The sequence below is a fragment of the Bacteroides muris (ex Afrizal et al. 2022) genome (assembly GCF_004793475.1).
Classification (GTDB): Bacteria; Bacteroidota; Bacteroidia; order Bacteroidales; family Bacteroidaceae; genus Bacteroides; species Bacteroides muris.
Genome location: NZ_SRYZ01000003.1, coordinates 1 through 14184 on the forward strand (window position 1 = coordinate 1; position 14184 = coordinate 14184).

Annotated in this window: 14 protein-coding genes, 1 tRNA gene and 1 pseudogene; 4 read left to right on the top strand and 12 right to left on the bottom strand. The window is 45.3% G+C overall.

What is annotated here, in order from left to right:
• Positions 1-83 precede the first annotated feature (83 nt).
• Positions 84-521 carry a PepSY-like domain-containing protein gene (locus E5355_RS02085; RefSeq protein ID WP_136008985.1) on the top strand — a complete coding sequence of 146 codons (438 nt, stop codon included), beginning with the start codon at positions 84-86 and terminating at the stop codon, positions 519-521.
• A gap of 315 nt (positions 522-836) precedes the next feature.
• On the opposite strand, the gene E5355_RS02090 is transcribed toward E5355_RS02085, so the two are convergent.
• From E5355_RS02090 to E5355_RS02100, 3 genes and pseudogenes are all read right to left on the bottom strand, one after another.
• Complete coding sequence (locus E5355_RS02090; protein WP_246866877.1) at positions 837-1595, bottom strand: alpha/beta hydrolase; 759 nt, start codon at positions 1593-1595, stop codon at positions 837-839.
• A pseudogene (locus tag E5355_RS19755) lies at positions 1570-1656 on the bottom strand (peptide-methionine (S)-S-oxide reductase); the annotation flags it as partial. The gene E5355_RS02090 and the pseudogene E5355_RS19755, both read right to left, overlap by 26 nt.
• A gap of 122 nt (positions 1657-1778) precedes the next feature.
• Positions 1779-1851 (bottom strand) — tRNA-Arg (locus tag E5355_RS02100).
• A gap of 212 nt (positions 1852-2063) precedes the next feature.
• On the opposite strand from E5355_RS02100, the gene asnA reads away from it, so the two are divergent.
• Together asnA and ung are read left to right on the top strand one after the other, a co-directional pair.
• A complete protein-coding gene (gene asnA / locus E5355_RS02105; RefSeq protein WP_136008986.1) occupies positions 2064-3101 on the top strand; it encodes an aspartate--ammonia ligase in 1038 nt (345 codons plus the stop codon).
• A gap of 104 nt (positions 3102-3205) precedes the next feature.
• Positions 3206-3868: a uracil-DNA glycosylase gene (gene ung, locus E5355_RS02110; RefSeq protein WP_136008987.1), complete on the top strand. Its 663-nt coding sequence runs from the start codon at positions 3206-3208 to the stop codon at positions 3866-3868.
• A gap of 3 nt (positions 3869-3871) precedes the next feature.
• On the opposite strand, the gene E5355_RS02115 is transcribed toward ung, so the two are convergent.
• The 3 genes from E5355_RS02115 to E5355_RS02125 all read right to left on the bottom strand — a co-directional run bounded on the left by E5355_RS02115 (position 3872) and on the right by E5355_RS02125 (position 9026).
• Entirely contained in the window at positions 3872-6649 is a 2778-nt protein-coding gene (locus E5355_RS02115; protein ID WP_136008988.1) for a putative LPS assembly protein LptD, read from the bottom strand.
• Between the two features lie 79 nt (positions 6650-6728).
• A complete protein-coding gene (locus E5355_RS02120; RefSeq protein WP_136008989.1) occupies positions 6729-7265 on the bottom strand; it encodes an HD domain-containing protein in 537 nt (178 codons plus the stop codon).
• 36 nt (positions 7266-7301) lie between these two features.
• Positions 7302-9026 carry an ArnT family glycosyltransferase gene (locus E5355_RS02125; RefSeq protein WP_136008990.1) on the bottom strand — a complete coding sequence of 575 codons (1725 nt, stop codon included), beginning with the start codon at positions 9024-9026 and terminating at the stop codon, positions 7302-7304.
• A 186-nt stretch (positions 9027-9212) separates the two neighbouring features.
• On the opposite strand from E5355_RS02125, the gene E5355_RS02130 reads away from it, so the two are divergent.
• A complete protein-coding gene (locus tag E5355_RS02130) occupies positions 9213-9587 on the top strand; it encodes a GtrA family protein (protein ID WP_136008991.1) in 375 nt (124 codons plus the stop codon).
• On the opposite strand, the gene lepB is transcribed toward E5355_RS02130, so the two are convergent.
• The 6 genes from lepB to E5355_RS02165 all read right to left on the bottom strand — a co-directional run bounded on the left by lepB (position 9584) and on the right by E5355_RS02165 (position 14182).
• On the bottom strand, positions 9584-10630 hold the full coding sequence (gene lepB / locus E5355_RS19625) for a signal peptidase I (RefSeq protein WP_210434509.1): 1047 nt from the start codon (positions 10628-10630) through the stop codon (positions 9584-9586). The two genes, E5355_RS02130 and lepB, sit on opposite strands and share 4 nt — an antisense overlap.
• A gap of 91 nt (positions 10631-10721) precedes the next feature.
• Positions 10722-11360, bottom strand: coding sequence for a hypothetical protein (locus E5355_RS02145; RefSeq protein WP_136008992.1), 639 nt, complete (start codon positions 11358-11360; stop codon positions 10722-10724).
• A gap of 13 nt (positions 11361-11373) precedes the next feature.
• Positions 11374-12177, bottom strand: a complete 804-nt coding sequence (locus E5355_RS02150; protein WP_136008993.1) for a hypothetical protein — start codon at positions 12175-12177, stop codon at positions 11374-11376.
• Positions 12143-12490, bottom strand: a complete 348-nt coding sequence (locus E5355_RS02155; protein WP_136008994.1) for a hypothetical protein — start codon at positions 12488-12490, stop codon at positions 12143-12145. Before E5355_RS02155 ends, E5355_RS02150 begins: the two co-directional genes overlap by 35 nt.
• Positions 12491-12579: 89 nt before the next feature.
• A complete protein-coding gene (locus E5355_RS02160) occupies positions 12580-12957 on the bottom strand; it encodes a hypothetical protein (protein ID WP_136008995.1) in 378 nt (125 codons plus the stop codon).
• Positions 12958-12985: 28 nt separating this feature from the next.
• A complete protein-coding gene (locus E5355_RS02165) occupies positions 12986-14182 on the bottom strand; it encodes a 6-bladed beta-propeller (protein ID WP_168354257.1) in 1197 nt (398 codons plus the stop codon).
• Positions 14183-14184 lie beyond the last annotated feature (2 nt).

A 14184-nucleotide genomic window follows, 5' to 3' on the forward strand; every position in this document is an offset into this window, starting at 1 on the left:
GCGTCCGACTTATACCCCAAAATTCGATGTTTTCAAATTTTTGTCATGTACTTAAGTATTTATTATTAAAAAAATAGAGAAGTATGAAAAAGTTAGTTATAATGTTGGTTTGCATGTTTGCAGTGCACACAATGGTAATGGCGGATAATGATAAGCCGATAGAGGTGAGCCAGTTACCGGCGAAGGCGCAGACATTTATCAAGACTTACTTTAAAGACCATAAGGTGGCAATGGCTAAATTAGAGTCGGGAATGTTTTATAAAAGCTATGATGTGGTGTTTACGAATGGGGAGAAGGTAGAATTTGATAAATCGGGAGAATGGAAGGAGGTACGATGCAGACAAAGTGGAGTTCCTGCACAGATTGTACCGGAAGCGATACGTAACTATGTAAAGACCAATTATCCGGATGCAAGAATTCTTCAGATTGAGTACGATGACAATGAGTATGAGATAAAGTTGTCTAATCGTTGGGAAATTACATTTGACTCTAAAATGAGGGTGATTGACATTGACGATTGATGACAAGAAAGATTTAGAATATGTAGATTATAAAGTATCAAGAAGCTGAAAACAGTGGCTGTACTATATTTCAATTGCCCGGAGTCAACGAAGCCCCGGCTGCACTTTTGCAGTTTTTTAATCAGTGTGTCCGGAGAAGGACGCTCAACCTTCTCCGGAGCTGAAAATACTGATTTATAAGGAAACGGCGCTTCCTGCCGAAAGGCGACTCAGGCTATGACGCTTTCAGGATTTTGGCAGACCTCACCATGGTATAGGTAGTCCTCTTAGTAGAATGGCGCATATCATTCAGCTTACTGAAAAATAGAGTTTTTTTCAGAGAGGTTTGTTCGGCAGAGAAATTCCAACCGCAGAACGGAAGAACAACGTTTTCAGTCCGTCATAAAATCCCGGAAGAGCAACCGTTCCATGCGTCTCTTCCGGGAACTTTTTTGATACCACCCGCAAATGCCGCTTCTCCATACGAGGAACTGCACTCCCTATAAAATCATCTGTCAGGGGAAAGTGAATCAGCTTCCTATCAGGACGCGGCTGAGTGGCAAACGCAACATACAGTTGCTTTCCTGAAAAGTCAACCTTATCTACCTGCCGTTCTACCTGTTTCTGAAAATATCCTTTATCCCACCATAAACTGGGGTCTATGGCAATGTATGTATCAAATGCACCGGGATAATTCAGCAAAACATGCAGCGTGAACAACCCGGCATAAGAATGTCCGGCCAACAAGTGTTGTCCATTCACCGGCAAGTTTTGTTCCACTGCGGGGCGTAGCTCCTCCGTCAGAAAACGGCAAAATTGTCCTGCCCCACCCCCTTCCGGTTTATCGCCCGGACGGACAGTTCCGTCACGCCGGGCAGCAGAACAGGTTGGCGTTAAGTCTCTGGTTCTGTTTGTATTCAGGACAGCCACAACGATACAGGGCGGTAAGGAAGAAACTTTGGAGGTGGAAAACAAGCGAGTAAAACCTACCACCGAATGAAAAAAAGAATCACCGTCCAGCAAATAAAGAACCGGATAACTTTCCTCTTTTTCACCCGGGCGGGTTGCAGGTACATACCTGCTGATAGGTAGGATTGGCTATATTTCCATTGACATATCCCACCTGAGTAGCCTCCACACCTTCTATTTGTTTCATACCTCTAACTCTATGGAAATTATAACAAGAAAGAGAACCGTATGGTTGACTTTTCTGGATGTATTGTATAAAAAAGAACTCCCTTTGCAAAGTATTCATGCAAAGGGAGTTCCTTTCTTGTGTGACCCCGGTGCGATTCAAACGCACGACCTTCAGAACCGGAATCTGACGCTCTATTCACTAAGCTACGGAGCCAAATGTGGATGCAAAAGTATAAAAAAATTAGCTAATTCCTAACATTCAAACGCTTTTTATATCAAATCAAGGAATATCTTCATTATTACTTTGAGAAGAGCAACCGCAATTATACAAACATTTTGTTCTTTTTTTCCGCAAAATAAAAACAAGTATCAATATTATTTCTATCTTTGCCAAACAATTTAACAGAAGTTACACTAAATAAATTTATGAGTTACCTGATAACACCTGAAGGTTACAAACCTTTATTGGACTTAAAACAGACTGAATTAGGGATTAAACAAATTAAAGAGTTCTTCCAATTGAACCTTTCTTCCGAACTGCGTTTGCGACGCGTGACAGCTCCACTGTTCGTATTGAAAGGAATGGGTATCAATGACGACCTCAATGGAGTGGAACGTGCTGTGACTTTCCCTATCAAAGATTTGGGCGACGCCAAGGCTGAAGTGGTGCACTCTCTCGCCAAATGGAAACGCCTCACGCTTGCCGAATATCATATCGAACCGGGATATGGCATATACACAGACATGAATGCCATCCGTGCCGATGAAGAACTGGGCAATCTGCATTCCCTTTATGTAGACCAGTGGGACTGGGAACGCGTCATTACTGCCGAAGACCGCAATGTGGAATTCCTCAAGGAGATAGTAAACCGCATCTATGCAGCCATGGTGCGCACAGAATATATGGTATATGAAATGTATCCGCAAATCAAGCCTTGCCTGCCCCGGAAACTTCACTTCATTCATGCCGAAGAACTGCGCCAATTGTATCCGGACTTGAAACCCAAATGCCGCGAACATGCCATTTGCAGAAAATACGGTGCAGTGTTCATCATCGGTATCGGATGCAAGCTGAGTGACGGAAAGAAGCATGACGGACGTGCTCCGGACTACGACGACTATACCAGCAAAGGGCTGAACGACCTCCCCGGACTGAATGGCGACCTCTTGCTATGGGACCACATCCTGCAACGCAGCATCGAACTTTCCTCCATGGGTATCCGTGTAGACAAGGAAGCCTTGCTTCGCCAGCTCAAAGAGGAAGGAGAAGAGGAACGCCTGGAACTTTACTTCCACAAACGCTTGATGAATGATACACTGCCGCTTTCCATCGGTGGCGGTATAGGACAGTCCCGCCTCTGCATGTTCTATCTGCGCAAGGCGCATATAGGTGAAATACAAGCCAGTATCTGGCCGGAGGATATGCGCAAAGAGTGCAAAGAACACAATATACACCTGATTTGATATGCATTTATCCCGTCATATAATGTAAAGTTCAACCCGTCAAAAGGTTGGACTTTATTTTTTATTTTGTACTTTAGCATCCTAAACTACTAACAGTTCCAATTATGAATGTTCAAATAGAAGAAAGCTGGAAAGCACATCTGCAATCAGAATTTGAGAAAGATTATTTCCGTACATTGACTGATTTTGTACGGGACGAATATGGAAAATATGCAATATATCCTCCGGGAAAGCTGATATTCAACGCATTCAATCTATGCCCTTTCGACAAAGTGAAAGTCGTAATAATCGGTCAAGACCCCTATCATGGTCCGGGACAAGCACACGGACTTTGTTTCTCCGTAAATGACGGTGTCCCCTTCCCACCTTCCCTACTCAATATTTTCAAGGAAATAAAAAATGACATTGGCACTGATGCCCCCACTACCGGCAATCTGACACGCTGGGCAGAGCAAGGCATATTGCTGCTCAATGCTACCCTCACAGTACGTGCACACCAGGCCGGTTCTCATCAAAACCGCGGTTGGGAAACATTTACAGATGCGGCCATCCGCATTCTCGCCGAAGAAAAAGAGCATCTTGTATTCATTCTTTGGGGGGCCTATGCCCAACGCAAAGGAGCATTCATCGACCGCAACAGACATCTGGTACTTACCTCCGCACATCCGTCTCCCCTATCCGCCTATAACGGTTTCTTCGGGAACAAGCATTTCAGCAAAACAAATGACTACCTGAGAGAGCACGGAGAAAAGGAAATCGTTTGGTAAGGATTAATACCATTGAATGTTACTTTGAGTCTGACTTCTCTGTTCCCATTTCAAATCCTGCAGAATGCTTGCATTGGCACGGATAGTAAAGTTATAGTACTTCCAGCGTCCGAAAGGTGATAGGGCAGCCGTCATACTGAAACAGTGCAGGTCACGTGTGATGTTGAAAGCGGTCTGCGTTATCTCCTTCGCATTGAAGTCATAACCGGAATTGAAGCTGACAGCCCATTTGTTGGTAAGCTTGACGTTACCGTTTATATTAAGGGAGTTCAGGCTGAATTTGTACGGATAGCGCATGTTCTTACGATTAATGGGCTTACTAGTATCTTCCGTAATATTAAAACCGGTACTGAAATTGATTGACCAAGGCATCTTGAACACCTGATAGCCATCAGCATCGGCAGCAGCCTTTTCCTTCTTCTTCTTCGGAGTGCCATCTTCAGTAGTTTCTCCCTCCATGTCACTGTCTCCCTCCGCCGAGGCATTCTGGTCTTGGTCCTGCTCCTCGTCATCCTTCTGACCGGTGAAGAAGTTCCTTATTTTCTTCCACGAATCATTGTTCACAGTCCAACTGAACGACGTACCATATCCAGACCAACGGCCAAAACGACCATAAGACCATTCCGTACGGTTACCGGGCACTACCCTTCCGTTCTCGTCAAACTCGTAAGCATAGGTAGCAAAGGTAGAGCTCATGCTCAACGTATAGCTCTTGCTCAACTTCAGACGGAGATTAAAACTCAAGTCACTCCAAGGACGCACCTGGGCGGCCGTGTTGTAACTGATGCCCATACTCAAATCGTCAATCAGACTCACCTTGCGGATAGAGTCATTCTTATCCTTGAACTTCATTTCAAGGTTGTTGGAAACATTGAAGCTGATAAGCCCCTGCTTTCCCCCACTTGGCGGACTGAACACCTGACCGGCATAATAGGAATACTGCACGGTATCACGAATACCGTTCTGGTCTTTTATATAAGAGTCATAATAGCCAAAACGGGAGGAAGTGAAATCGGGCGCAGCGCTGAAACTGACGGAGGGAGTGATGACGTGACGTATCTGTATCTCCTTCTTCTTCATAAACAATGGCTTGTACATACCATAAACTTTGGTATTGATGCCCAGACTGGCACTGTAGTCGTATACACGGTGAAAGCCGTAGGTTGTATCATTCACCTCCTTACCTTGCTCACCGTCCCAGTCCTTCTTCACCTTGCGGGTGTACCAACGCTCCGTATAGTTTACGGTAGGTGTCACATTGAAGTACTTGAACAAGGTAAATGTGGCACTTACCGGAATCTCATGCTGCATACCGTTCTCCCAATCGCGTATCAGGTTCTTCTTGAACAACAGATTGTCCTTCGTCTTGATGCTGTTCTTCACACGGCCGGTATAGCGAACGGAAATCTTCTCATACCACTTTTCATCTCCCACTGCATGCTTACGTTTGAAAGGGAAAATGGTACTCAAGGAAATGGTCATGTCCGGCAAAGTCACCGCGATAGAAGAGTCACGCATGGTCTGGGCAATATTACCTGAAGCGGAGATGCTCAGATGCTGGTCGGGAAAGTTACGCGAATAGCTGACACTGGAAGTCTTGGTATTCTGTGACATTGCCTGGGAGTTGTACATATTGCCGATATTGGTACGCTCATAACTACTGGTAGCAAAGTTGACACTGGCGGAAAAAGTAGAATTGGGGCTCGCTTTCGGATCCTGCCGATGAGACCACACCACCTTGAAGTCTTTGGCAACGGAGTAGTCGGGCAAGCCTTTGTCACCTGTCTTGGTCACCTGATAGCTTGCCTGTAGCAAACCGGAATATTTGTAACGCTTCGCATAGTTCGACTCCATATTCAGCGCCCAAGAACCTTTCGTAAAGATGTCCGCCCTCAGTTTCAAATCCATTTGGTCACTGATGGCGAAGTAGTATCCGCCATCCGTCAGACCGAAGCCACGATTGGAATCATCCATATAGGTAGGCATCAGAAAACCGGACTGGTAACTGCTCGAGAAAGGGAAAAAGAAAAACGGCACGGCAAGAGGAAGGGGTACATCCTCTACTACCAGATAGGCTGGTCCCGTCACCACATTCTTTTTCGGACGTACCTTGGCGTATGTCATCTGCATATAAAAGTGGGGGTGGTCATGATGGTCACAAGTCGTATAACGACCGCTTTTCATATAGAGTTCATCATTATTCCCCTTCTTGGCATTATTACCGGTCACATATCCCTCGCCCTGCTGGCTGACAACATTGCTGATAAGACCTCTTTTACTCTTGAAGTTATAGCGGATAGTATCGGTTTCGTAGGAGGTGTCTCCGTCTTTGAAGACCGGTCTTCCCTTGGATGTTCCCACTGAATCTACCACACCACGGGCAAAAACCGTACTGTTGTCCATATCCATGGAGATGATATCAGCCTCCAGGTCAGCACCCGGATAGCTAACCTTTCCCTGACCGTAAAGATGGGCAAACCCACTCTGTGTAAATACAATGGAGTCATTGGCTTCATAGGCTACGGGAGCATCCAATGCATCCTTCTTGGGAGGCTCAGCCGCTACCGTATCTTGTTGCAACGAATCGGCAGGAAGCCCCTTTCCCCCTTGCAGGGAGTCTCCCATCTGCAAACTATCCCCTACTTGCAACGTATCTGTCCGCTGAATATTCGGAAGGACTACCTTCCCTCTACGATGCTGAGAAACAGCCCCACCGGAGAAAAGAAGTAAGACGAATAGTAGTATGAATGATATGAATGTATTTGCTTTCAATGGCGTCATTAACTAATAGTTTACGCTTGGAGGGGCAAAAGTACGTAATTTATACGGATAATTTCCCTTTTTAAAGAAATTTAGATTGCTACAAGAACAGTTCGCACCAATTATCAAAGCGACGTACCCCTTTTTCACCATAACGTTCCAAACTTTTACGGGCTTTTTCCACACTTTTCTCCTTTTCCAAATGAGTTTTTGAATAAAACTTATCGGCAAAACAGATAACTTGTTCTTCCAAACTAACCGGAACCATTTCGCGATGCGGCACAGGTAAATCCTGTGCAATGATTCCCTCCAATGAAAGTCCGGCACCCGTATGACGTTCACAAACCAAAGCATGGCGGGGATAGCCTTCACCACGCATCAAGTCGGCTCCCAAATAACCGTGACAAATATAAGGCTTGTCACCAAAACAATAAATGCCTGGCGCATCTGTAAGAAAAATGCCTATATCGTGCAACATGGCAGCCTCATACAGAAAATCCTTATCCAATGAAAGTTCCGGATGGCGATTGGCAATCCACAACGACTTGTCGGCTACGGAACGGCTGTGCGTCAACAGTATATGCCGCAACTCATTCTCTTCCAGATAATATTTGTTAATGATATCTATCGGATTCATTTTAAATTATAAGTTGTAATTATGAGTTATAAATCGTCAATTATCAAACGCCCTGAATTTATACATGCAGATTTCATTACGTATATCACAACTGCGTCTGTCTGTACGGAATATCTTTTCCAGATTATACGCCTGCTCCAACTCTTTCAACATATTCTCCTCCTCTTTTACGGGAACCAACAAATATCCCTCCCCACTGGCCGGATGTTCCTTTTCAATATGCCGCATGCGGTCATTCAGATAAAAGTTGACGCCATAGAAACTCATTTTCGAGTAAGAATAGACCACACCTTCCGGAACATACGCATTGACCCTCTCAGCCAGATGTTTATCTGATTTCACAGCCAGCACCGTAGGCTGATAAACCGAATCCAATGATACGAAAAGGCAAAGCATACATCCTGCTATAGCATATAATAATGACCGGCTATCCGCACGCTTTATCACCATGCGTAATGTGCAGACAGTGGCTACTACGGGAAGTGCCACCAGGAGCCACTTTGGAACAGACAAAGCCACATCCTCCAACGCATGCATAAAGGCTACATTCTCAGCGGCATGGCGTCCGCTTCCAAAAATACTGTCGGGAACCAGGCCCAGACGAACTACGACAAAAACAAGCGTAAGCAACAAGCCCAAAGAAACAAAGATGATTGCACAAATCCTAAGAGCCCGTGCCCCCTTTTGTACTAAAGCCAACAGATACTCAGCTATCAGCACTGCCATAAACGGATAGATGGGAAGTAGATAAACACTCCGCTTACTCTTGGGGATGCAGTAGAAGACAAAGATTATCAGAATGACCAACCACGTGAACAGTTGTACCGGAGACTGGTTGCGGAAAGCAGTCCAGCCCTTCTTCAACCGCAACAGCAGGGTCTCCCCTTCCGGCAGGCAACGCATGTTTTTCCACTTCAAGCCAAACAAGGAAATTACCAAGACCAACGTCCAGGGAATCCATCCCCAAATCAAAGTCAGGAAATTATACCATATAGGATTTTCATGGGACTCGTAGGACATTTTGCCCATAAACCGCCCGGTATTCTCCTCCAGAACCAAATCGAGGAACGGTTGTCCACCTTGTCTGTAAGCTACGTATACCCAAGCAAAATAAGGAACAAAAGAAAGCAGGCCGATACCTGCCAACGAGAAAAACGCTTTCCAGAAGGAACGTCCGCGCAACAACTGATAAACGCCGATACATGCACAAGGGAATATGAAACCTACCGGTCCTTTGGTCAACGTAGCACATCCCATCAGCAGTACCGCAAGCCAGGGCACTCCGCGGCATCCCTTCTCATCCCAGCGGAACAGCAGGCAAAGGGAAATAACGATGAAGGCGACCTGAACCATATCGACCCGGCAAGCGACAGCAGCCCGATGCACCTCGAAAGAAGACAAAAGAAGGATAGAAGTCAGAAACGCCGTTTGGAGGTTTTTACGTTTTGCCACAAAGGCAAAGAACACCAACTGCATGGCTAAAAAAGCCAATGCAGACGGGAAACGGGCGGAAAACTCCGTCACTTCTCCAAAAAGGGAAGAGATGGCAGCTATTGACCAGTAGAAGAAAGGGGGTTTATAAGCAATATCAGTACCATAGTTCACCGGAAGTATCCAATTTCCACTCTCCAGCATAGAAAAGGCAACAATCGCCTCTCGCGGTTCTCCCTTGGAATAAAAAATGGTTTCTCCCAAAAAGGGAACAACCACAAGCACACTCAGCAGCGCAATAAACCAGAACGCCTTCTTTCTGTCCGACATACCTTATTTGTTTTTTATGTTTTCTGGGCGCAAAGATAGCGCAAACCGAAAGCAGATGCAAATTTATTTGCAATTTGCTAAGATGCAACTTATTTCATACGGCAAAATTACAAATAATTCGGAGACAATACCTAACTTTGCTCCCCTAATGATAATAGTAACAGAGAGTAGATATTTAATGTCAAGATGAAGCAGCTGAAACAACTACCGGAATTTGTACGCTTCGTAATGGTGGGCATCCTTGCAACAACTCTGCACTACGGATTGTATTTTGTGTTGCAACAGGTTATCAATGTAAATATAGCCTATACACTGGGATATGCCCTCAGCTTCATCGCCAATTTCTATCTGACCGCTTACTTTACCTTCGGCCGCAAGCCTTCATGGAGAAAAGCGTTCGGATTCGGAGGAGCACATCTGTTCAACTATCTGTTGCACATAGGATTATTAAATGCCTTTCTCTGGATGGAGCTCCCCAAGCCCTTAGCCCCCGTTCCGGTTTTCGCCATTGTCATTCCGGTCAACTTCCTGCTGGTGCGGTTTGTTTTCAAGCCCCGCTAGTCGGAAGCCATTCTCCCCACAATATCTTCCCAGCAGATGCATCCGAACCTCCGGCTATCATAAGAATTGCTTCTGAAATCTCCCATGACAAAATAGTGTTTGGGAGCAACCACTATATCCGAAAAAACATCATAAGAAGAATACTTTGAACCGGTATCTTTCAAGGCCTGCCCATTGACGTACACTTTTCCATCCTGCATTCTTAAAGTATCTCCGGGCATACCGATAATCCGCTTTATATACAAGTTATTCCCTTTTCCGCGCTTAAAGATAACAACATCCAGCCTTTCCGGTTCTCTAAATCCGACCATGCGTCTATACCCCCAGTCCCTAACGGTATCTTTCTGCATCACGCCAGGTATAAAGCAGAGCAGGTTCAGTAAAGGAGTTTCAATAAATCTTCTGGGCATCAACGCGCCATACGAAGCTTTGTCGCACCATATCCATTCCTGAGGTTTCAGAGTGGGCAACATACTGCAAGAAGCTACCTTGACAGGTTCCCCGACAAGCATCTTTATCAACAGTACCAACAGCAAAGCCACGACAAAATATCGTGAAAAATGCCGGGCGGACATATTCTTTTGTTCAAAGTATAATCCTGACAATAAGCGGAAATGCCTGTACCCGTCCCTCCAGGAACGAAGGTGGGGATGTCGTTCCCGTCCGTCAGGATATAATATGGTGGGGACTTCGCATAGGGAATGACGGCAGAGCGCAGCCTTCACCACCATTTCGGATGCAAATTCCATTCCTGTTGCAGTGACACCCCACTGCTCATAGGCACTTCTTCTGAAGCCACGCAAGCCGCAATGAAAATCCTGTATCGGGATATGGAACAAGACACGCCCCATGAAAGAGAGGACCGGATTTCCCAGATAACGGTGAAGAAAAGGCATGGCATCCGGCTTTATGCCTCCGGAAAAACGGTTTCCCATCACCAAATCGTACCCTTCCGACAATTTTTCGGTGAACAGGGAGAGGGCGGAGAAATCATAGCTGTCGTCCGAATCTCCCATAATGACATAAGTTCCAGAAGAACTCATGCGCCTTTCTTATGCAAGAGCCCAAAGTCTTTTCTTCATTCAGGCAGGGCATTACGACAGAAAAATCCACATTCTTCATAGGGTACTATTTTCAAGGTTTTACAATTCTGTAAACGGCAAAAGTATTGTTTTGCAACACCTTCTCGAAGCGGTACCTGTTTTCTCTGAAAGTGGAGTGAGGATATTGCAGGTAAGTCTGGCGAAAAAGAAACTCGACATACCAATCTGCAGTAGCCTGCATATCATCCAACTTCCCGGACAGATTGCACGACAGACGTCCGGTATATAGATAAATGGCGCGACTTTCTCCACAGGCCACCACATCATCGGGAGATGAATGAAGGTTCAGATATCCGAACACCTCGCGGGCATCTTCCGATTCTATGTCGGGATTAAGGGAAGTATAAACAGGCGCTTCCGCCTTGACCACAGTCGCCACATTGCATAGCATGTTCACACACAAGAGGCCCGAAACAACCGCAAAGGCCCGCTTCCCCCAGCAGGCTCCGCCATATTCCACAGCCCATTCCATTCCCTTCAGGAAGAAGAGAAGGGCGAACGGAAAGACATGTGTCCAATAGCGTATCTCATTATAGGGCCACACAATCAGGAGAAGGCATACGGGCAGGAAATAAGCAATCTCCACCGGATAGCGGCGTATGCAGCAAGCAAGCCCCACTCCCGTGAAGAGCCAGAAAGCGATACAAAAAGAGAAGTGAGGAAAGGCCATCAATATGCCGGGATTAAAGAAGAAGCTTTGCAAATTCTGCCATATCACCGCCAGTGTGACATACTCCAAGTGATGAAAGTGGCTGAGATAGCCGCTGGGGAAACAATAATTCCAACATAAAAAAAAACAGCGCAGCAGAGAGATATGGCAGCATAAGCCTCCGGCCGCGGCACCCGCTCCGGAGCTGCGCCACCATCAAGGAGGCGAACAAGACATATCCTTCAGTGCGTATCTGTGCCGTAAAGAGTAGCAGCACTCCCAACAGCAGAGGAAGTGCACCGGAACGGCATTGCCCGTTGCCATAGCAACGATGTATGCCCCAAAGCGAAGCGGCGATAAAAAACAAGAAAAACAGTTCGCACGATACATAATTGCAAAAGTACAGGTAGAAAGTATTGAACCCCAACAAAATGACGGCAGCCAAAGGCAGCAGCCCATTCTTCTCCCTTTGCCTGAACAGCAAATAGAAAACCGCCAACGCACCTATAAAGAAAACGGTTTCTGTGATTTTGAACGCTTGATAGTCCATCCCGAAACATTTCAAAGGTACAGACAGAAGAAGGGGACTTCCCCAAGGATAAAGCACCGGAGAATAGCGTTGGTAGGTAGACATATCTATCATCTGCTGCATGTCATGCAGCACTTTTTCCGCATCTCCCTGCCACACGCACAAGGCCTGACGGAGATAAAGCGGAAAATCTCCATTGAACACACATCCCGCCGTAATGAAGCGGGACGTGCAGTACACAAGGGCCACGGCCACCGGCACAAGCAGCAAGCACTCAATCGATCTCTTTCGGGATAAGCCTGTAATCATAATCGGCATTCTTGAGTTTTTCTATGGAATAGAACTTGATTCCGCTGTCCTTGTTCCCAAGGAACAAGAAGGTGTACACCGGCACTCTTCCGTCACACGCCTCCTTGGTCAGCGACAAGTTTCCACCCAAACAGAATACCAACGTATTGTCTTTGGTATATTCCGGATTCAGCAACATGGTTTGCAGTTTGTTGTAGGTCTTCAGCTTGGGATTTGCCGGCATGGCTATCACGTACTTATAGCTGTCTTTCCATACGGCATCCAAGTCCACGGATTCAACATGCGTCTCGGTGGCAGTCGCGGCTATCAGCATGGTGTAATCCCTCTTTGGCCGATTTTGTGAAAACATGCACACACTGCACAACATAAAAACACAACTCATAATGATTCTTTTCTTCGTCTTCATAATTCGTCTGAATAATAATGGTTAATAATTGATTTAAAATATTCTTCCGACAGCATCGGAACCACCTTGTCGGGAATAAACAGATGCTTCACTTCCAGGTTCTCTTCGAGCACGAAACAATAAGGAAAATGCACATGCTCGGCAGGCAAGCCGATTGCATCTTGCGGCACATTGCAAAAGGCCAACGGCACCTCCAGCCTTTGCAGCAAAATCTTCAGGGCATTGTTGTTGTCATACGAGCCCATCACCAATATGTGATCCTTCCACTTACCTCCTTCTTTGCTGTGCTTTCTCCACAAATGCCGCAGAGGTTCTAAGTTTGCCCACCAACCATACGTTAGTACCCAGCAAAAACAGAATGACAATCCATCCAATCCATTTATAAAATGTACTATTCATGTATCAATGTCTCAAATGATAAAAAAACAACACAGGATTGCTATCTTCTGTCAATCCATCATATAGTTTTTCCAATGTTTCATCCTGTATCAACGGACTATTATATACTCTCTTTTTCAATGATAAAACCCTATTAGCAGACTGTTGAACCACATAGGTGTTATCTCCCAGACGGGCCAAGGGTGTATTCAGAGTAGAATAAAATTCAAACAGCGGATTCGTGTACTTTCCCGAGCATCTAAGCATAGAGCCCGTCTTACGATTATGAACGACAAAAGGATGCCAATAGATTTTAGGAACGGAGAAAAAGAACACTGACACATCTTTACAGAAAACGTAATCGCCAAGGGTGACTGTCCTATTTAAAAGTTCTATATAAGTATTATCATTTATATCCTTGGTTATTTCCAGATACCCTCCTCCCACAATATCAAGCTGATAGAGTTTCGTACAACCGTTTGTTCCTACTTTATAGAATGATTCCGTCCAAGGTCTATTCAAATAAACATCATCCCCATATTTTCGGAACGGGAACATTCCATTGTTTATCCGAAACAATTTGGTTTGATAAGTGGGAAGTGCCCTATATTGGATTTCCTGCTTCTCCGAATTAGTGGCAACGTACAGCATCGGACGCGTTTCTTCCTCACTCAAACCGCTGTTAGTAAAACCTGCAATCAGCTGTTCATCGACTTCCTCAATGGCTTCAAAATGATTCGTACCCGTTCCTAAACGAACCGTCTTTTTCAAATCGCCAACAAAATCATAGTACAGCAACTTAGCGGCCCAATCCACTATAACCAGATGCTTCTTGTCGGCAGACAAAGCTATGTTGCATAATCGTATATACTCTTCCGGTCCTTCCCCCTCCTGTCCTATTTTCCGGACAAAGCGCCCTTGCATATCAAAGCAAAAGACACTCTTTGCCATTTCCCTATCCATTACAAAAATGTAATCGTCCGTACAAACCATTTGATTGACAACACCAATCAAGCACCTTTCATCTGTCTGCAAACGGACAAACTTCACATCATCCATCAGGCTGTCAAAAGGAACAGCCGGAATTTTATTGAGGTCGATAGTCAATTCTATGGCTGTGGTATCTTCCACATGCTCCATCGGCTCTTCAGAAAGATTACGGCCTCTTTTTTGGCATCCTATAAGGGTTGCCAAAAGCAATATATAAATAACTGTCCTCATAG